Below are 17990 nucleotides of genomic sequence, written 5' to 3'. Positions count from 1 at the left end.
ATGCGCGCCCGGCCGATCCGTCCGTTACATAGTGAAGTCGATGGTGCCCGACTTCATCGCGATCATCAGTCGCGCAGCAGTTCGTTGATGCCGGTCTTGGATCGGGTTTGGGCGTCGACGCGCTTCACGATCACGGCGCAATAGAGGCTGGGGCCGGGCGTGCCGTCGGGCAGGGGCTTGCCGGGCAGCGAGCCGGGGACGACGACCGAATAAGGCGGGACTTCGCCGATGAAGATTTCGCCGGTGGCGCGGTCGATGATCTTGGTCGACATGCCGATGAACACGCCCATCGACAGCACCGAACCCTTGCCGATGCGCACGCCTTCCACGACTTCCGAACGGGCGCCGATGAAGCAGTCATCCTCGATGATGACCGGGTCGGCCTGAAGCGGTTCCAGCACGCCGCCAATGCCGACGCCGCCCGACAGATGGACATTCTTGCCGATCTGGGCGCAGCTGCCCACCGTCACCCAGGTGTCGACCATCGTGCCTTCGTCCACGAAGGCGCCGATGTTGACGAAGCTGGGCATCAGGATGACATTCTTGGCGATATGCGCGCCGGCGCGCGCGAAGCTGCCCGGCACGGCGCGGAAGCCGGCAGCGCGGAAGGCGGCCTCGTCCCAGCCGGCGAACTTGCTCGGCACCTTGTCCCACCAGTGGCCCGCGCCCGGACCGTTATCGATCATGGCATTGTCGTTGAGGCGGAAGGACAGCAGCACGGCCTTCTTCGCCCACTGATTGACCTGCCAGCCTTCCGCGGTCGGTTCAGCCACACGCAGTTCGCCCTTGTCGAGCAGGGCGAGCGCGGTGTCGACCGCCTGGCGGACGTCGCCCTGGGTCTGGAGGTTGACGTTGGCGCGGTCTTCCCACGCGGCGTCGATGGTGGCGATTAGGTCCTTTGGCAGGTCGGTGCTCATGGTTCAGTCCCCAATGATGTCGGCCAGAAATGGCGTCAGATGGTCGGTTTCGAAATCGATGAAATCGGGATGATGGTCATGGTCGCCCGCTTCGGAGCCGTTATTGACCCAGATGGTGGTCATGCCGATCGCCTTGGCCGGGCGCAGGTTGCGGGCCATATCCTCGAAAAAGGCGGCGCGGGTCGGATCGATGGCATGCACGCGGCAGAGCTGGTCATAGCCCGACGGATCGGGCTTGGGCACATATTGGCAGGCGTGGATGTCGTGGATCAGCTCGAACGCGCCGGCGAGGCCGAGCTTGTCGAGCACGCGCCCGGCATAGGCGGCGTCGCCATTGGTAAAGATCAGGCGGCGGCCGGGCAGCGCGGCGATGCGGGCGTTGAGATCGATGTCGACCGTCAGCCGCTCCATCGAAATGTCATGGACATAGTCGAGAAATTCGCGCGGCTCGATCCCATGATGGTGCATCAGCCCCGACAGGGTCGTGCCATGCTCCATGAAATAGCGCTTCTGGGTCTGGCGCGCGATCACCGGATCGCAGCCGAGCAGGCCCTGAATATATTCGCCCATCTTGACGTCGATCAGCGCGAACAGGTCCGCCTTCGCCGGATAGAGCGTATTGTCCAGATCGAAGATCCAGCTATCGATATGGGCCATATCCGCGCGCATGGCCGCGCCCTAGTCTTACCGGGCGGGGAGGGCAAGGGTGCGCGTATTCCTTCTCTCCCACCACCGTCATCCCCGCGGAAGCGGGGATCCATCTCCCGGCCTTGCATCAATCGGAGGGGTTGGGAGATGGGTTCCCGCTTTCGCGGGAATGACGTTGCTATATTGTTAGCCGCAGGCCGGGGTCTCGCTGTCCTGATAGAAGCGCTGGACCGCGGCCCAGGCGTCTTCGGCGCTTTCGACCCATGTCAGCAGATTGAGGTCGCTCGGCGCGATCACGCCTTCGTCGGCCAGCGCTTCGAAATCGACCACCCGGTTCCAGAAATCCTTGCCGAACAGCAGGATCGGGATCGGCTTCATCTTGCCGGTCTGGATCAGGGTCAGCAGTTCGAACATTTCATCGAACGTGCCGAAGCCGCCGGGGAACACCGCCAGAGCGCGGGCGCGCAGCAGGAAGTGCATCTTGCGCAGCGCGAAATAGTGGAACTGGAAGCTCAGCTCCGGAGTGACGAAGCGGTTGGGCGCCTGCTCGTGCGGCAGGACGATGTTCATGCCGATGGTGGTCTGGCCGACATCCTGCGCACCGCGATTGGCGGCTTCCATGATGGAGGGACCACCGCCGGAGCAGACGACGAAGTGGCGGCACCCCGCCTCGTTCACCGGATATTGGGCGGCGATGCGGGCGAGTTTGCGGGCTTCTTCATAATAGACCGCCTTCTTGCCCAGATTTTCGGCGATGCGCTTTTGCTGCGGGGTGGTGGCGGCGTCGATCCGCGCCTCCACCTGTTCGGGCTGGGGGATGCGGGCGGAGCCGTAGAAGACGAAGGTCGATTCGATCTTGGCTTCATCCATCAGCAATTGGGGCTTGAGCAATTCGAGCTGGAAGCGGACGGGGCGCAAATCCTCGCGCAGCAGGAATTCGGCATCCTGAAAGGCCAGCTTATAGGCTTCACTGCGGGTCTGGGGGGTGCCGGTCTGTTTTGCGGCATCATCGGCCTCTTCGCGGGCCGGGCGGAACTTGCGTTCTTCAATCTCTTTTTTCGTCATTTGCACAAACTTAGTAGCGGACAATGGCAAAACCAAGTCCGCAATGGCGCGGGGACGGAAATAGGATTGCGCGGGCTTAACTTCGCATATGTCCCGCGAATCGTGAAATATTGTTACGGTGACGTGATCCTATCGGAAAGTCGGCTGCTGGGCGGGCGATGGTCCATTCATCGCAAAATCCGGCCGTGTAGGACAGAAATGGCCGCGTCAGCGACAGAATCCCCCACGCCCACCCATGTCGAAATGGAAATGGTCGTGGTGCGCGGCGTTGTAATTGGGGCTGAGCACCGTGTTGAACCGCTTGCAGGCGCTGGCATGGACGACGGCGAGGAACTGGCGCGTCTGCTTGTCGCCGTGCCAGTCCTTCTGGATGCTGATGCGGCGTCCGTCGGACAGGACGAAGGCGGATACGTCGATGGCGTTGCTGTGCGCATGTTCGCTCAGCTTCCCGCTGCCCGCGATCGGGCGGCAATTATAGGTGCCGAACGTTTCGATCTTCTCGATCTCCGCGCCCAGAATCAGGCGGGCGGCAGGTTGCACGCCATAGCGCGCCCAGGCGGCGAAATTGGCGGCAAGGTTGCAGGTCATGGCGCCCGCGCCCGACACGGGGACGCCGATATCGGTCAGCTTGACACTACTGATGGCGCTGCATCCGCCGCCGAAATTCCGGTCGGGCAGGGGGGTGAAGCTGACCGACTGCGATTCCAGCTTCGCGAAACATTGGCGGGTTTCCATGGCGGGTTGCGTCGGCGCGCGCACGGGCTTTGACGCCTGCACCACCCGCCCGCGCGGGACCAGGTCGCCACCGCATGCACTCAGCATCATTGCGCTCAGCACGGCCAGGGCCGCGCCGCGCAGAAAGCCTGTTTCTGTCACCCGCTCTTCCATGAATCGGATGTTTACCATCGCGAATCTTTACGAAAGTTAACCGCCCTTTTCGCCTCGTCGCATTTCCACAAACGGCTTGACTCTTTTTTCGCGGACATTAGTGCGGCCGACGGGCCACGCGGTCCCAACGCCGCGCGTGCTCTCTGTAAGGAGAAGCATTACATGACTGATTTGACTGCCGTTGACGCCACCATTGCGCCTGTCGCAAAGCCTGTAAGCCGTCCGGCCCGCCCCTTTTTCTCTTCCGGTCCCTGCGCCAAGCCTCCGGGCTGGGATGCCGCCAAGCTGGCCACTGAGTCGCTCGGCCGTTCGCACCGCGCCAAGATCGGCAAGACCCGCCTTGCCTACAGCATCGACCTGATGCGCGAGCTGCTGAACCTGCCCGACACGCACCGCATCGGCATCGTGCCGGGTTCCGACACCGGCGCTTTCGAAATGGCGATGTGGACCATGCTGGGCGCCCGCCCGGTGACGACGCTGGCCTGGGAAAGCTTCGGCGAAGGCTGGGTGACGGATGCCGCCAAGCAGCTGAAGCTCGACCCCACCGTGATCCGCGCCGATTATGGTCAGCTGCCTGACCTGTCGACCGTCGACTTCTCGAACGACGTGCTGTTCACCTGGAACGGCACCACGTCGGGCGTGCGCGTGCCGAACGCCGACTGGATCCCGGCCGACCGTGAAGGCCTGACCTTCGCCGACGCGACTAGCGCCGTGTTCGCTTACGATATCGACTGGGCGAAGATCGACGTCGCCACCTTCTCCTGGCAGAAGGTGCTGGGCGGTGAGGGCGGCCATGGCGTGCTGATCCTTGGCCCCCGCGCGGTCGAGCGTCTGGAAACCCACACCCCCGCATGGCCGCTGCCCAAGGTGTTCCGCCTGATGGCGAAAGGCAAGCTGGCCGAAGGCGTGTTCAAGGGCGAAACCATCAACACGCCGTCCATGCTGGCGGTCGAAGATGCGATCTTTGCGCTGGAATGGGGCAAGTCGCTGGGCGGTTCGGCCGGCCTGATCGCGCGCAGCGATGCCAATGCGGCCGCGCTGGGCAAGATCGTCGCGGAACGGGATTGGTTGGGCCATCTCGCCGTCGATGAGGCTTCGCGCTCGAAGACCAGCGTCTGCCTGACGGTGGAAGGCGCGGACGAAGCCTTCATCAAGGCGTTCGCCGCCCTCCTCGAAAAGGAAGGCGCCGCCTATGACGTTGCGGGTTACCGCGATGCCCCGGCTGGCCTGCGCATCTGGTGCGGCGCGACCGTCGAAACGGCGGATATCGAGGCGCTCGGTCCGTGGCTCGACTGGGCCTATGCGACCGTCAAGGCTGCTTAACTCTCTTTAAGTCGTCATTCCCGCGAAAGCGGGAACCCATCTCCCGACCGTCCCGCTTGATGCTTCTTATGGGAGATGGGTCCCCGCCTTCGCGGGGATGACGGGACTATTTTCCAAAGGAAATACAGATGCCCAAGGTACTTATCAGCGACAAGATGGACCCCCGCGCCGCTGCGATCTTCAAGGAGCGCGGTGTCGACGTCGACGTCATTACCGGCAAGACCCCCGAAGAACTGATCGCCATCATCGGCGACTATGATGGCCTCGCCATCCGTAGCTCGACCAAGGTCACCAAGGAAATCCTCGACGCCGCGACCAACCTGAAGGTCATCGGCCGCGCCGGTATCGGTGTCGACAATGTCGACATCCCCTATGCCAGCTCCAAGGGCGTGATCGTGATGAACACGCCGTTCGGCAACTCCATCACCACCGCCGAACATGCCATTGCGCTGATGTTCGCGCTGGCCCGCCAGCTGCCCGAAGCCAATGCGCAGACCCAGCAGGGCCTGTGGCCCAAGAACGGCTTCATGGGCGTGGAAGTCACCGGCAAGACGCTGGGCCTGATCGGCGCGGGCAATATCGGTTCGATCGTCGCTACCCGCGCGCTGGGCCTCAAGATGAAGGTCGTTGCCTTCGATCCCTTCCTGACGCCGGAACGCGCCATCGAAATGGGCGTGGAAAAGGCCGATCTCGACACGCTGCTGGCGAAGGCCGACTTCATCACGCTGCATACGCCGCTGACCGACCAGACGCGCAACATCCTGTCGAAGGAAAATCTGGCCAAGACCAAGAAGGGCGTGCGCATCATCAACTGTGCGCGTGGTGGCCTGATCGACGAAGCGGCGCTGAAGGAAGCGCTGGATTCGGGGCAGGTGGCTGGCGCCGCTCTGGACGTGTTCCAGACCGAACCGGCCAAGGAATCGCCGCTGTTCGGCACGCCGAACTTCATCTGCACCCCGCATCTGGGCGCGTCGACCGACGAAGCGCAGGTCAATGTGGCATTGCAGGTCGCTGACCAGCTGTCCGATTATCTGCTGGACGGTGGCATCACCAATGCGCTGAACGTGCCGTCGCTGTCGGCCGAGGAAGCGCCCAAGCTGAAGCCCTATATGGCGCTGGCGGAAAAGCTGGGTTCGCTGGTCGGTCAGCTGGAAGGCGACGCGATCACCGGCGTTGCCGTGGAAGTCGAAGGCCATGCCGCCGAACTGAACCAGAAGCCGATCACCGCCGCCGTTCTTGCCGGCCTGATGCGCGTCTATTCGGACACGGTGAACATGGTCAACGCGCCCTTCCTGGCGAAGGAACGCGGCCTCGACGTGCGCGAAGTGCGACATGACCGCGAAGGCGATTACCAGACGCTGGTGCGCGTCACCGTATCGACCGCCAATGGCGACAAGTCGGTGGCCGGTACGCTGTTCGGTCACGCCCAGCCGCGTCTGGTCGAGCTGTTCGGCATCAAGGTGGAAGCCGATCTGGACGGCACCATGCTCTATATCGTCAACCAGGACGCACCGGGCTTCATCGGTCGTCTGGGCTCGAAGCTGGGCGAGGCCGAAGTCAATATCGGCACCTTCCATCTGGGTCGTCGCGATCAGGGCGGCGAAGCCGTGCTGCTGCTGTCGGTCGACGGCACCGTCACCGAACCGCTGCGCTGGGAAATCTGCAACCTCACCGGCGTGAAGCAGGTGAAGCTGCTGCGCTTCGCCTGACGCTTATGCTCTTCCCTCTGCCCAGAAGGCGGAGGGAAGAGCGCATCGGGCGCGCCGTCACACCGGCGATATGACCTGCACGTCCTGCATGTCGAGCGTGACGCCCGGCTTTACGGCAAGGAAGGAGCGGATGTTCCGGTCCCGGTAGATGTAGACATCCTCTGCTGCACTGCCCAGAATTTCATAAATCTCGACGAAGCCGGCGGCCCTGAGCAGGTCGATGATCGCGCGATATGTGGGGACAAGCTCGATCGCATTGTCGCCTTCAAGGCTGTTATTGACGTCGCGCCCGCCATAGATGTGGAAGCCGGAAAAAGGATGTTTCTGGCAGAGGCTGTCGAAAATCAGGAATTTTCCTGTGGCGTCGAACAGATCTGCGAGCAGTTCGACCGGGAAAGTTACATGGTAGAGCAGGCCGCCGCAGAAAACGACGTCGGCCTTATACCCTTTCAAATTCCGTGCATTTTCGATCTTGAAGTCGACATTGTCGATTTCAAACGTGCTTTTCAGGAAGTTGGCCTGATCGATATTCTTCTTTCGCAAGTCCAGGCCCAAGACGTGCCTGAACCCGTGGCGGGCAAATTCCAGCGCGATGACGCCGCAATGGCAGGCGACATCCATGACGGTCAGCGCGGATTTCTCAACGCCTGCCAACTTCGCGGCCAGGGGTGGGAACATGGAGCCGCGATGGCGGTGGAAGGGCCATTCATTGTCGCGGCGGACGCCCATGGTTGAAACATCGCCCCATTCGACCTGATATTCCCAGGGCGCATGATGCGCTATTTGCTGCTGGGTCGGACCCACTTTCCCCTGCGCGGCGAACTCGCGTTCGAACAGGAAGGGTTCGAGCTCATTTTTCAGCTGGATTTGCGGGAGCAGAAACTCTGCCGTGTTGAAGTCATTGGCGTCTGCCCAGAGGCAGAAGCGGGTGAAGAACTGATTATTTGTTTCTACCGGATGGCTTATATTGCGCGGAAACAGCAATGGATTGCGCTGATACGGCGTGACCAAGTCGGCTGAAGGGGGCAAGGGCGCCGCCAAAGGCGCAGGTGTTTGGGTAACAGAACTTGTGTCGTGCCGTTGCTTGAATATTTTTTTGATGAAATTCATGTCATTCTCCAATGGCACGGCGTTGACCGATGCAACGGCAAGGTCGATTGCCGACACATTAGTCAACCTATTCAAAGATGATCAATCGCTTGCGGAAATTTTCCGAAGTCAGCGTTGAGCCGTGCATACGCGGTCAAGCAAGCCCTAAAATTGCTCGCGCAGCCCGATGGAGCGCGTTAAGGGCCTGTCCCATGACCATGATCCCGCCCGGCCTTCTTCCCGAAGGATTATCCGACCGCCTGCCGCCGCAGGCCGAAGCTTCTGCGCGTCTGGCGCGTCGCGTGCTGGATACGGTGGCGACCCATGGTTATGAACGGGTCATGCCGCCGCTCGCGGAGTTTGAGGATACGCTGACGCAGCGGCTCAAATCGATGCGCGCGCAGGATCTGGTGCGCGTGGTCGATCCGGTGTCGCAGCGCACTTTGGCTTTTCGTCCGGACATGACGGCGCAGGTCGGACGGATCGCCGCCACTCGCCTGCGCGCCGCGCCGCGGCCGTTGCGGCTGTCCTATGCCGGGCCGGTAATTCGCCAGAAGGCGAGCCAGTTGCGCCCCGAGCGGGAGAAGATGCAGCTTGGCGCCGAACTGATCGGTAGCGATAGCGCGGCCGCTGCGGTCGAGATCGTCAATATCGCGATCGAGGCGTTGCAGGCGGCTGGCGTGATCGGCATCACCATCGATTTCACCTTGCCCGATCTGATCGACGCGCTGGCCGCCGGGCCGCTGCCGCTGGCCCCCAATGAGGTGGAGGCTGTGCGCACCGAACTGGACGCCAAGGATGCGGGCGCGCTGGTGGCGATCAGCCCGGCGGCGGCGGCCTATCTGCCGCTGATCGAGGCGACCGGTCCTTTCCATGCGGCGATGGAGCGGCTGGAAGCGTTCAGCGCCAGCATCGGCGGCGCAATCGACAGCCGCATTGCGGGCCTGCGCGCGATCGCGAAGCCGATCGGCTGGGACATCACGCTGACGCTCGATCCGACCGAGCGGCATGGCTTCGAATTCCAGAACTGGTTCGGCTTCTCCATCTTTGCCGAGGGATTCATCGGCGAGATCGGCCGTGGCGGCAGCTATGCCATTGCGCGGGCCGATGGGGCGGACGAACCGGCCATGGGCTTTTCGCTCTATCCCGATCCGCTGATCGACGCGGGCTTTGGCGGCGATAGCCCCAAGCGCCTGTTCCTGCCGCTGGGGGCCGATGCCGTGCGCGCCGCGCAATTGCGGGCCGAAGGTTGGCACACGGTCGCGGCCTTGTCCGAAGGGGAAGATGGTGCGGCGCAGCGCTGTTCGCACTGGCTGGATGGGGCGGAGCCGCGCGCTTACTGATCCGGGTTCAGCGTTCGGCCAGTTGACGGCGGATGGGTGGCACCGTGGCGCAGGCGGGGGTGCCGTCCTTGCCGGTGCCGTTCACCATTATTTCGATGATGCCGCCTGTCTCGATCGCACGGGCCAGCAGCGTCTCATCCAGATCGTGAATGTCGATCTTCATCCGGCGGGACCAGTCTGAGGCCGGATCGCCAGCCAACTGGCCGATGCGGATATAGATAAAGCGCCGCACCGGCCCTTCGCGACGGACCTGATCACCGAAAAATTTCGGGCCGGGCGCGATGCGGATCGGCAGGTCGAAGGACAGCGGTTCGCCGGCCTGCGAGGTCTTCGGATCGAGCGGTTGCTCATCCTTCGCTTGCAGGCTGTGGCGCACGCCGATCACCGGTTGTTCGATGATGATGCGCAAGCGGATTGCGATCTGCTCTGCCTTCGCCATGCATTTTTTGTAGCCCGCGCGGCGCGGGAAAGCGAGGGGGCTAACCCAGAAGCTGCTTCAGCCATGCGTCGACTATAGCCGTGCCCGGATAAGCGGGGTCGCCCATCGATCGGTTGATCTGCATATGGCCGCGCAGGCCGCGCCCTTCCAGCGCATGGACCTCGGCCGGGGTGCCGGCTTGCTTGAGCGCGGCGGCGAGAGCGTTGGACTGGGCGGTGCCGTCCGTCCGGTCGACATGCAGGATCAGGAAGGCGGGGGCGTTGGGCTTTGCTGCCTGCAATGTTGGCGACAGCGATTTCTGTCGGGCCGGATCGGTGCCAAAGGCCTGTTGATAAGTTCCGGCCATGGCGCGGCCGCCTTCCTGCATCTGTCGGGCAACATCATAGGCGGCGCCATCGAGCGGGATGACGCCTTTCACCGCATCGGGCTGTAATCCGGCCTTGGCGAAATAGCGCATGTCGGTGCCGACCAGCGCCACCAGATGCGCGCCCGCGCTGTGGCCCATCAGGACGATCCGATCGGGATCGAAGCCCAGTGCTCCCGCCTTGCCGCGCAGATGGGCGATCGCGTCCGCCACATCCTGTGCCTGCTGCTCCACCGTGGCGTCGGGCACCAGCCGATAATTGATCGAGGCGAAGGCATAGCCAAGGCCGGTATAATGATCGACCTTGGTCGTGCCGGTGGCATTATCCTTGTCGCCGCGCTTCCAGCCGCCACCATGGACGAACACAAGGAGTGGCGGCTTCATGCCCTTGCCCGGCCAATAGTCGAGCGACTGGAGCGCATCCTTGCCATAGGCCATGGCCTGCCCGCCCGGTGCGCTTTGTTGCCCTTCGGCCAGACGCGCGCGCCAGCGTTCGCGCAGCGTCTGCGCGTCGGCGGCGCTGGCCGTCAGCAGCGCAGGGATCAGGAATAGGGAAAGTCGTCCACGCATCATCTTCGTCCTCATGTCCGCCCCGCGCCTATGATTGTCGGGTGACAAGCCGTCGTAAACCCGCTGCGCTGTATCAAAGTGTAATCCCTCCCGCCTTGACGCGCCGCGCCCGTGCGGGTAACGCGCGCCCCGCATAGGGTGCCCATGACCAAGGTCGGCGCGCCCGCTCTATCCTACCGGCATGCCGAGTCCCGTCGAAGGGCATGGCCGGTCCGCGCGGCGGGCGGAGGACTGTATCTGTGGCAAATGTGACCGTGATCGGCGCTCAGTGGGGCGACGAAGGCAAAGGCAAGATCGTCGACTGGCTGTCGGAACGCGCCGACGTCGTCGCCCGTTTCCAGGGCGGCCATAATGCCGGCCATACGCTGGTGGTGGGCGAGAAGGTCTACAAGCTGTCGCTGCTGCCGTCGGGCATCGTGCGCGGCACGCTCAGCGTCATCGGTAATGGCGTGGTGCTGGACCCCTGGCACTTCCGCGACGAGGTCGCGAAGCTGAAGGGGCAGGGGGTCGAGATCAATCCCGACAATCTCCAGATCGCCGAAACCTGCCCGCTGATCCTGCCCTTCCACCGCGACCTTGACGGCCTGCGCGAAGATGCATCGGGCGCGGGCAAGATCGGCACCACCCGTCGCGGCATCGGCCCGGCCTATGAGGACAAGGTCGGCCGTCGCGCCATTCGCGTGTGCGACCTTGCCCACCTCGACGATCTGGACCTTCAGATCGACCGTCTGACCGCGCATCATGATGCGCTGCGCGCCGGTTTCGGCGAAGCGCCGATCGATCGTGCGCAGCTGATGGCGGACCTGACCGAAATCGCCGAATTCATCCTGCCCTTCGTCAAGCCCGTCTGGCTGACGCTGAACAAGGCGAAGGCAGCGGGCCAGCGCATCCTGTTCGAAGGCGCGCAGGGGACTTTGCTCGACATCGACCATGGCACCTATCCCTTCGTCACCTCCTCCAACACGGTGGCGGGCACGGCGGCGAGCGGCACCGGTCTTGGCCCCAATGCGGCAGGCTTCGTGCTGGGTATCGTCAAGGCCTATACCACGCGCGTCGGCTCCGGCCCGTTCCCCAGCGAGCAGGAAAATGATGTGGGCCAGCGTCTGGGTGAGCGGGGCCATGAATTCGGCACCGTCACCGGCCGCAAGCGCCGCTGCGGCTGGTTCGACGCGGTGCTGGTGCGCCAGTCGGTCGCCGTGTCGGGCGTGACCGGCATCGCGCTGACCAAGCTGGACGTGCTGGACGGCTTTGAAGAGCTGCAAATCTGCGTCGGCTACAAGATTGGCGACCAGACGTTCGACTATCTGCCCGCCCATGCGCAGGATCAGGCGAAGGCCGAGCCGATCTATGAAAGGATCGGTGGCTGGAGCGAGACCACGGCCGGCGCGCGCAGCTGGGCCGAATTGCCGGCGCAGGCGATCAAATATATCCGCCGCATCGAGGAACTGATCGGTTGCCCGGTCACGCTCGTGTCCACTTCTCCCGAACGCGACGACACGATCCTCGTCCGCGATCCGTTCGCGGATTGATCTTTTTGGGTTTCAGCTAAGCTGAAACGGATCGGCACCGGCCCTCACCCCCACCCGACCACCCATATGATACTGCCGTTGGGTGGTCGGGTGGGGGAGAGGGCCGGTGCGGCGACAAAGGAAAAAATCATGGCAGGCGATCGCTTCGAACGGCACAAGCAGCCCTGGACTCAGGAAGAGATCCAGAAGCTGCATACGCTGGCCAAGAAGGGCATGGCGCTCAAGGCGATCGCCAAGGCGCTGACCCGCAGCGAGGAATCGACCAAGGCCCGTGCCAAGCAGGACGGGCTGAACATCGCCAAGCTGCGCTGACACCATAATCGTCATTGCGAGCGCAGCGAAGCAATCCATGGGAGCGCCATTGGATTGCTTCGCTGCGCTCGCAATGACGAACTGTTGCGCGCTCGACGCGGCGATGCGAAGACCACTCCTTCACATCAGGGAAGGCTTGGCATGGCGCTCGATATCCTCGTTCTTTACGGTTCCTATCGGCGGGGGCGGCTGGGCATAAGGCTGGCCGACTATCTGATCCGGGGTTTCGAAGGGCTGGGCCACAAGGCCGATCTGGTCGATGCCAAGGCGATCGACCTGCCGATGCTCGACCTGCGCTACAGTGACTATCCCGCCGGTGAGGCGCCCGCCGCCATGACGCAGATCGCCGATCGCCTGTCCGCCGCGGATGCCTTCGTTTTCGTGGCGGGCGAATATAATCGCGGCATGCAGCCGGGTCTCAAGAATCTGGTCGATCATTATCTGAAGGAATTCGATCGTCGCCCCGCCGCCATCGCCAGTTACTCGATGGGGCGCTTTGCCGGTGTGAACAGTCATGCCGACTGGACGGTGACGCTGTCGGCCATGGGCATGGCGGTAGTGCCGGAGCGGCTGAGCGTCGGCCAGATCGGTCAGACGCTGGACGAACAGGCGCAGCCGCAAGGGGATAGCGGCGCGGCGCTGGAACGCGGCTTTGCCGGTTTTGCGAAAAACCTTATCTGGTGGAGCGAAGCCGCGAAGGCGGCCCGCTGAACCGTCCGTCGATCCAGACCAGCGCATAGCCCGCCAGCACGAAGCCGGTCGCGATCAGCAGCGCGTTGATCGCGACCTGCCCACCGCCCAGCTTCGTGACATTGATGAACGGGTAGGCATAGGCCCCCTCCGCCATGCCGCGCACCAGGGCGTAGGGCAGATAGGCGGCCGGAAAGATTGCCCAGATCCAGGGATCGCGGCGGCTCAGTTGCCCCTTGCGGGCAAAGACGATCCACCAGAGCGGCGCCAGCAGCGGCGTCACCTTGTGCAGCAGCGTGTCGGCCAGCAATGCGCCACCGCTGAGCGACAGAAGGCCGCGCAGCAGTAGACCATAGATGATGCCGACCAGCAGGATCGCCAATACCGTGCCGCCTACATGGCGAGGCGACACATGCCGCCCGAGCACGATCGACCCGAATGTGATGACGACCAGGATATTGGCCCAGATGGTGAAGAAGCGCAGTAGCGTCCACAGCGTTTCGCCGATCGATCCGGTCTGCGCCAACGTGGCGTCGAACTGGACGCAGAGGCCCGCCAGCGCCGTCAGCGCGACGATCGCGGCGGCGAGGCGCGCCATCATGCTTGCGCCGCCAGTCGTCCGTCTTCTTCACCGGCGGATATCACCGTAGCAGCCACCAGATCGCCCGTCACGTTGAGCGCGGTGCGGCACATGTCGAGGAAGCGGTCGACGCCCAGCACCAGTCCGATCCCTTCGGGTGGCACGCCGACCATGCCCAGGATCATCGCCACGACCGGCAGCGATCCGGCGGGCACGCCCGCCGTGCCGACGCCGCCAAGGATGCACACCAGCATCACCATCAATTGCTGGCTGAGCGACAGGTCGACGCCGAAAAATTGCGCAAGGAAGATGACGGTAATCCCCTCGAACATCGCCGTGCCATTCTGGTTGGCGGTTGCGCCGATGGTCAGGACGAAGCGGGCGATGCGGCGGGGCAGGTGCAGCTTGTCCTCCGCCACGCGGATGGCGGTGGGCAGGGTGGCGTTGGAGGAGGCGGTGGCAAAGGCCATGACGCTGGCTTCCTGCACCGCCGCGAAGAAGCGCAGCGGCGACCGGCGCGCCACGAAGGCGATCAGCAGCGAATAGACGCCGAACATCTGGAGCGCGAGCGCCAGCAGCACGACGCCGACATAGGCGGACAGGCGGATCAGCAAATCCCAGCCGAATTGCGCGGCAAGGTTGAACATGAAGCAGGCGATGGCGATCGGGGCCAGCCGGATGACGATGCCCATCAGCCGCATCGTCACCTCGAACAGCCCCTCCATCGCGCTGAGCAGCAGCTTCGTTTCCTTCGTCTGTACCAGCACCAGTCCGATGCCGAAGAAGAGGGCGAAGACCATCACCGCCAATATGTCATTATCGGCCATGGCCTTGATGATGTTCTGCGGGATGATGTTGAGCAGGGCTTCCATGCCCGACGGGGTTTCGCCGCCCCGGTCGAGGATCGCCTTTGCGCCTTGCCCGGCATCGGCGAGCAGGGCTTGCGCCTGGGCGGGATCGACCCCGGCGCCGGGGCGCAGCAGGTTCACCAGCAACAGGCTGACCACCACGGCGATGCCCGACACGATCAGCGTGTAGATCAATGTTCGCACGCCCACGCGGCGGAGCGATCGCAATTCGCCCATTTCCGCGATGCCCACGATCAACGCGGAGACCAGCAGCGGAATGACCAGCATGAACAGCAGCCGCAGGAAAATCTGCCCGATGGGGCCGGTGACATAGGTGGTGACGGCATCGACCCAGCGAGCGTCGGGCGCGGTCATATAGACGATGAGGCCGACGATCAGGCCGGTCAGAAAGCCGGCCAGCATCTGCCACTGGAGCGACAGGGCCGCTTTCTTTTCGCCTGCTTCAGTTGTGTCGCCGGTCATGCCTGTCTCCCGCTCGATTGTTGTTCAACGACCCGCAACTGTGCAGGTTGCAGTCGCAGCAATGTTTCGTTTCGCTATGGCATCAAGGGAGCATTTGCGGGCCATTAGGCGTTGCGCCGGTTCACTATCAGGAGTTTTGCATGATCGTCGATGCCGTCCCCAGTATGCGCCGGATCGCTTCCGAAGTGTGGAAGCCGCTGACCGCGCTGTTCGTCTGGGACTGTGCGGTTACGATCGCTTATTATCTGCTGCCGTTCAAGGCGCCCTCGCTGCCGCTGACCATCTTCGGCTCGGCGCTGGCGCTGTTTCTGGGTTTCCGGTCGAACAGCAGCTATCAGCGCTGGTGGGAAGGGCGGATATTGTGGGGGGCGATGATCAATGCGTCGCGCAGCCTGTCGCGCGCCGCCCGCAATTTCCTGCCCGACCCGGAAGGCCGCGACCTGAAGCGCGAGATCGTCAAGCGCCAGATCGCTTATGTGAATGCGCTGCGCTGTCAGCTGCGCCGCCAGCCGATCGGTGAGGAAGTGACCGGCTTCCTGCGGGACGAGGATAAGGGCAAGGCGCTGGCCCGCACCAATCCGGCGAACGGCCTGCTGGACAGTACCGGGCGGCGGATCGACCTGGCCCGTCGGGAAGGCTGGATCGACACTATCCAGCAGGCGCAGATGGAGCGCGTGCTGGTCGACATCGCCAATGCGCAGGGCGGCATGGAGCGGATCAAGAATACGCCGCTGCCATACCAATATCGCTTCATCCCGACCGCCTTCACCCATCTGTTCTGCATCCTGCTGCCGATCGGGCTGGTAGAATCGCTGGGGTTCGCGACGCCGCTGGGTTCGACGGTGGCGGGCTTCATGTTCATGACCGTGCTGCGGATCGGCGACGACCTGACCGATCCCTTTGCCGACAGCGTGCATGACGTGCCGCTGACCGCCATGTGCCGCACGATCGAGATCGATCTGCTCCAGTCGATCGGCGATCCTGCGCCGGAACCGATGCAGCCGGTGCGCGGCGTGTTGTGGTGACATGAAAAGCGCCTCCGGTCGATGGGACCGGAGGCGCTTTTCATTTGGGCCGTAGGGCGGTGCCTTATCCCTTGCGGCTGTCGTCCACCATGTCCGACGCCAGTTCCAGTCCCGCGCGGCCATGGGCGACGGTATGGGCCGGGGCCTTGGGATGGGGCACGTCGATATCTTCCTCGACCTCCAGCATGCCTTCCCACTTGGTGATGACCGACGTGGCGATGGCGTTGCCCAGCACGTTGGTCGCGGTGCGGCCCATGTCCATGAAGTGATCGACGGCGAGGATGAAGGCGATGCCTTCGACCGGCAGGTCGAACTGGCCGAGCGTTGCGGCGACGACCACCAACGAAGCGCGGGGGACGGCGGCGATGCCCTTCGACGTGACCATCAGGACGAGCAGGATGGTGATCTGCGTCGCGATCGGCAGGTCGATGCCATAGGCCTGAGCGATGAAGATGGTGGCGAAGGTCGAATACATCATCGACCCGTCGAGATTGAACGAATAGCCCAGCGGCAGCACGAAGCTGTAGATGCGGCGGGGGATGCCGAACCGGTCGAGCTGCTCCAGCATCTTGGGATAGGCGGCTTCGGACGAGGCGGTCGAGAAGGCGATCAGGATCGGTTCGCGGACATAGCGGATCAGCTTGAACATCCGCTTGCCGAGGAAAATCGCCCCCGCGCAGAAGAGCAGCACCCACAGGCAGATAAGCGCGATGTAGAATTCGCCGACCAGGGCGCCATAGGTTTTGAGCACGCCAAGGCCCTGCACCGTCACGGACGAGGCCAGCGCGCCGAACACCGCGAAGGGGGCGACGCGCATGACATAGCCGGTCACTTGCAGCATCAGTTCGACCATCGCCTCGATCATGGTGACGATGGGCTTGCCCTTCTCCCCGATCGCGGTCAGCGCGACGCCGACGAACAGCGAGAAGACGACAATCTGGAGGATCTGGTTATCCGCCATCGCCCCGATCATGGAGATCGGGAAGACGTGGAGGATGAAGTCGCGGAAGTTGAGCGCTTCGGTGCTGACGCCCGAATCGACGCCCGAACGGACGAGGTTGAGGCCAGCGCCCGGTTCGAAGAAGTTGACGAAGATCAGGCCCAGCGTCAGCGAAATCAGGCTGGCGATGATGAACCAGGCGAGCGCGCGCCCGCCGATGCGGCCCAGCGCGGCGCTGTCGCCCATATGGGCGATGCCCGCGACCAATGTGGAAAAGACCAGCGGCGCGATGATCATCTTGATCAGGTGGAGGAAAATGTCGGCCAGCAGGTGGAAATAGCCTGCCACATCCTTCGCCAGCGTAGCGTCGCCACCGACGATCTGATTGGCCACGAAGCCCGTTAGCACCCCAAGGACCATGCCGATCAGGATGAAGGCCGTCAGTCTGTTTCGCATCAAATTCCTCATGGGCCGCGCAGGCGCAGCCCCCACCTATTGTACGTCTGTCAGGCTGACGCCTAACAGGCGAAGAGGCGGCCCGCAATCGGCGCGCAACCCAATCCGCATGGACAAAGACGAAGCAGGATGGTCTTTCCGCCCCCGATTTTTCCGCACCTGCCGATAGTGACGGGAAATGTCAGGGATAGAGCAGGCCTTCGTTCCAGCCATCGGCCGACCGTTCGAACAGGCGGCGTTCATGCAGCCGATGCTCCCGATCCTGCCAAAATTCGATGCGTTCGGGCGTCAGGCGAAAGCCCGACCAATGGGGCGGGCGGGGCACCGGGCCGCCGTCGAAACGGGCGCTGACCGCATCGAACCGGTCCATGAAGATATCGCGCGAGGGCAGGGGGCGGGACTGGTCGGAGGCCCAGGCGCCCAGTTGGCTGTCGCGGCTGCGGCTGGCGAAATAGGCGTCGGCGGTCGCATCGTCGACCGGGCTTATGGCACCCTCGATCCGAATCTGTCGCCGCAGCGATTTCCAGTGGAACAGCAGCGCGGCATGGGGATTGGCCAGCAATTCGCCCGCCTTGCGCCCTTCGAAATTGGTGTAGAAGACAAAGCCGTCCGGCCCATGGCCCTTGAGCAGCACCATCCGCACCGAAGGACGGCCGCGCGCATCGGCGGTCGCCAGCGCCATGGCGTTGCTGTCATTGAGTTCGGTGTCACGCGCCTGCGCGTACCACTCGTCGAAAAGGGCGAAGGGATCGGTCATGCCTGCTTCTTAGGA

18 protein-coding genes are annotated in these 17990 nt (G+C 63.4%); 7 read left to right on the top strand and 11 right to left on the bottom strand.

From position 1 onward, the window contains the following. Positions 1-65 precede the first annotated feature (65 nt). From dapD to BMY84_RS06205, 4 genes are all read right to left on the bottom strand, one after another. The gene (dapD, locus tag BMY84_RS06220) at positions 66-905 is read right to left on the bottom strand and encodes a 2,3,4,5-tetrahydropyridine-2,6-dicarboxylate N-succinyltransferase (RefSeq protein ID WP_093082703.1); all 840 of its coding nucleotides are present in this window, start codon (positions 903-905) and stop codon (positions 66-68) included. 15 nt (positions 906-920) lie between these two features. Further along, positions 921-1586: a pyrimidine 5'-nucleotidase gene (locus BMY84_RS06215; protein ID WP_093081979.1), complete on the bottom strand. Its 666-nt coding sequence runs from the start codon at positions 1584-1586 to the stop codon at positions 921-923. Positions 1587-1751: 165 nt separating this feature from the next. Next, a complete protein-coding gene (locus tag BMY84_RS06210; protein ID WP_093081977.1) occupies positions 1752-2630 on the bottom strand; it encodes an LOG family protein in 879 nt (292 codons plus the stop codon). 207 nt (positions 2631-2837) lie between these two features. Next, positions 2838-3518 (bottom strand): extensin-like domain-containing protein, encoded by a 681-nt coding sequence (locus tag BMY84_RS06205; protein WP_093082701.1) that lies wholly within the window; start codon positions 3516-3518, stop codon positions 2838-2840. A 162-nt stretch (positions 3519-3680) separates the two neighbouring features. Here BMY84_RS06205 and BMY84_RS06200 point away from each other — a divergent pair, with 162 nt between their 5' ends. Beyond that, positions 3681-4841, top strand: a complete 1161-nt coding sequence (locus tag BMY84_RS06200; RefSeq protein WP_093081974.1) for a phosphoserine transaminase — start codon at positions 3681-3683, stop codon at positions 4839-4841. Between the two features lie 128 nt (positions 4842-4969). Then, complete coding sequence (serA, locus tag BMY84_RS06195) at positions 4970-6550, top strand: phosphoglycerate dehydrogenase (RefSeq protein WP_093081971.1); 1581 nt, start codon at positions 4970-4972, stop codon at positions 6548-6550. Positions 6551-6607: 57 nt separating this feature from the next. Here serA and BMY84_RS06190 read toward each other — a convergent pair whose 3' ends face one another. Then, positions 6608-7672 (bottom strand): class I SAM-dependent methyltransferase, encoded by a 1065-nt coding sequence (locus BMY84_RS06190; RefSeq protein ID WP_143074995.1) that lies wholly within the window; start codon positions 7670-7672, stop codon positions 6608-6610. A 179-nt stretch (positions 7673-7851) separates the two neighbouring features. Here BMY84_RS06190 and BMY84_RS06185 point away from each other — a divergent pair, with 179 nt between their 5' ends. Further along, the gene (locus BMY84_RS06185; RefSeq protein WP_093081966.1) at positions 7852-8982 is read left to right on the top strand and encodes an ATP phosphoribosyltransferase regulatory subunit; all 1131 of its coding nucleotides are present in this window, start codon (positions 7852-7854) and stop codon (positions 8980-8982) included. A gap of 7 nt (positions 8983-8989) precedes the next feature. Here the strand turns inward: BMY84_RS06185 and BMY84_RS06180 are convergent, their stop codons facing one another. Continuing rightward, complete coding sequence (locus BMY84_RS06180) at positions 8990-9421, bottom strand: DUF5990 family protein (RefSeq protein WP_093081964.1); 432 nt, start codon at positions 9419-9421, stop codon at positions 8990-8992. Positions 9422-9461: 40 nt separating this feature from the next. Next, on the bottom strand, positions 9462-10355 hold the full coding sequence (locus tag BMY84_RS06175) for an alpha/beta hydrolase (protein WP_093082698.1): 894 nt from the start codon (positions 10353-10355) through the stop codon (positions 9462-9464). 239 nt (positions 10356-10594) lie between these two features. Here BMY84_RS06175 and BMY84_RS06170 point away from each other — a divergent pair, with 239 nt between their 5' ends. From BMY84_RS06170 to BMY84_RS06160, 3 genes are all read left to right on the top strand, one after another. Then, a complete protein-coding gene (locus tag BMY84_RS06170) occupies positions 10595-11884 on the top strand; it encodes an adenylosuccinate synthase (RefSeq protein ID WP_093081961.1) in 1290 nt (429 codons plus the stop codon). A gap of 129 nt (positions 11885-12013) precedes the next feature. Continuing rightward, complete coding sequence (locus BMY84_RS06165; protein ID WP_093081959.1) at positions 12014-12196, top strand: hypothetical protein; 183 nt, start codon at positions 12014-12016, stop codon at positions 12194-12196. A 141-nt stretch (positions 12197-12337) separates the two neighbouring features. After that, positions 12338-12907 carry an NADPH-dependent FMN reductase gene (locus tag BMY84_RS06160; protein ID WP_093081956.1) on the top strand — a complete coding sequence of 190 codons (570 nt, stop codon included), beginning with the start codon at positions 12338-12340 and terminating at the stop codon, positions 12905-12907. On the opposite strand, the gene BMY84_RS06155 is transcribed toward BMY84_RS06160, so the two are convergent. Together BMY84_RS06155 and BMY84_RS06150 are read right to left on the bottom strand one after the other, a co-directional pair. Continuing rightward, a complete protein-coding gene (locus BMY84_RS06155) occupies positions 12870-13487 on the bottom strand; it encodes a Pr6Pr family membrane protein (RefSeq protein ID WP_093081954.1) in 618 nt (205 codons plus the stop codon). The two genes, BMY84_RS06160 and BMY84_RS06155, sit on opposite strands and share 38 nt — an antisense overlap. Beyond that, positions 13484-14797, bottom strand: coding sequence for a dicarboxylate/amino acid:cation symporter (locus BMY84_RS06150; protein WP_093081951.1), 1314 nt, complete (start codon positions 14795-14797; stop codon positions 13484-13486). Before BMY84_RS06150 ends, BMY84_RS06155 begins: the two co-directional genes overlap by 4 nt. Positions 14798-14937: 140 nt before the next feature. Between BMY84_RS06150 and BMY84_RS06145 the strand changes: the two genes are divergently transcribed. Further along, positions 14938-15822 (top strand): bestrophin family protein, encoded by an 885-nt coding sequence (locus BMY84_RS06145; RefSeq protein WP_093081949.1) that lies wholly within the window; start codon positions 14938-14940, stop codon positions 15820-15822. Between the two features lie 64 nt (positions 15823-15886). Here the strand turns inward: BMY84_RS06145 and BMY84_RS06140 are convergent, their stop codons facing one another. Together BMY84_RS06140 and pdxH are read right to left on the bottom strand one after the other, a co-directional pair. Further along, the gene (locus BMY84_RS06140) at positions 15887-17218 is read right to left on the bottom strand and encodes a dicarboxylate/amino acid:cation symporter (protein WP_093081946.1); all 1332 of its coding nucleotides are present in this window, start codon (positions 17216-17218) and stop codon (positions 15887-15889) included. 181 nt (positions 17219-17399) lie between these two features. After that, positions 17400-17975, bottom strand: coding sequence for a pyridoxamine 5'-phosphate oxidase (gene pdxH / locus BMY84_RS06135; RefSeq protein ID WP_093081943.1), 576 nt, complete (start codon positions 17973-17975; stop codon positions 17400-17402). Positions 17976-17990: the final 15 nt, after the last annotated feature.

The sequence above is a fragment of the Sphingobium sp. AP50 genome, assembly GCF_900109095.1.
In the GTDB taxonomy this organism is placed as follows: domain Bacteria; phylum Pseudomonadota; class Alphaproteobacteria; order Sphingomonadales; family Sphingomonadaceae; genus Sphingobium.
The sequence above is the reverse complement of the archived record's forward strand: the minus strand, read 5'-3'. Positions and strand labels throughout refer to the sequence as shown.

Excerpts from the sequence above, each read along its gene's own strand:
- BMY84_RS06215 (WP_093081979.1), bottom strand. The coding sequence starts at position 1,586 with ATGCGCGCGGATATGGCCCATATCGATAGCTGGATCTTCGATCTGGAC.
- BMY84_RS06210 (WP_093081977.1), bottom strand. The coding sequence starts at position 2,630 with ATGACGAAAAAAGAGATTGAAGAACGCAAGTTCCGCCCGGCCCGCGAA.
- BMY84_RS06205 (WP_093082701.1), bottom strand. The coding sequence starts at position 3,518 with ATGGAAGAGCGGGTGACAGAAACAGGCTTTCTGCGCGGCGCGGCCCTG.
- BMY84_RS06200 (WP_093081974.1), top strand. The coding sequence starts at position 3,681 with ATGACTGATTTGACTGCCGTTGACGCCACCATTGCGCCTGTCGCAAAG.
- serA (WP_093081971.1), top strand. The coding sequence starts at position 4,970 with ATGCCCAAGGTACTTATCAGCGACAAGATGGACCCCCGCGCCGCTGCG.
- BMY84_RS06185 (WP_093081966.1), top strand. The coding sequence starts at position 7,852 with ATGACCATGATCCCGCCCGGCCTTCTTCCCGAAGGATTATCCGACCGC.
- BMY84_RS06180 (WP_093081964.1), bottom strand. The coding sequence starts at position 9,421 with ATGGCGAAGGCAGAGCAGATCGCAATCCGCTTGCGCATCATCATCGAA.
- BMY84_RS06175 (WP_093082698.1), bottom strand. The coding sequence starts at position 10,355 with ATGCGTGGACGACTTTCCCTATTCCTGATCCCTGCGCTGCTGACGGCC.
- BMY84_RS06165 (WP_093081959.1), top strand. The coding sequence starts at position 12,014 with ATGGCAGGCGATCGCTTCGAACGGCACAAGCAGCCCTGGACTCAGGAA.
- BMY84_RS06160 (WP_093081956.1), top strand. The coding sequence starts at position 12,338 with ATGGCGCTCGATATCCTCGTTCTTTACGGTTCCTATCGGCGGGGGCGG.
- BMY84_RS06155 (WP_093081954.1), bottom strand. The coding sequence starts at position 13,487 with ATGATGGCGCGCCTCGCCGCCGCGATCGTCGCGCTGACGGCGCTGGCG.
- BMY84_RS06150 (WP_093081951.1), bottom strand. The coding sequence starts at position 14,797 with ATGACCGGCGACACAACTGAAGCAGGCGAAAAGAAAGCGGCCCTGTCG.
- BMY84_RS06145 (WP_093081949.1), top strand. The coding sequence starts at position 14,938 with ATGATCGTCGATGCCGTCCCCAGTATGCGCCGGATCGCTTCCGAAGTG.
- BMY84_RS06140 (WP_093081946.1), bottom strand. The coding sequence starts at position 17,218 with ATGCGAAACAGACTGACGGCCTTCATCCTGATCGGCATGGTCCTTGGG.
- pdxH (WP_093081943.1), bottom strand. The coding sequence starts at position 17,975 with ATGACCGATCCCTTCGCCCTTTTCGACGAGTGGTACGCGCAGGCGCGT.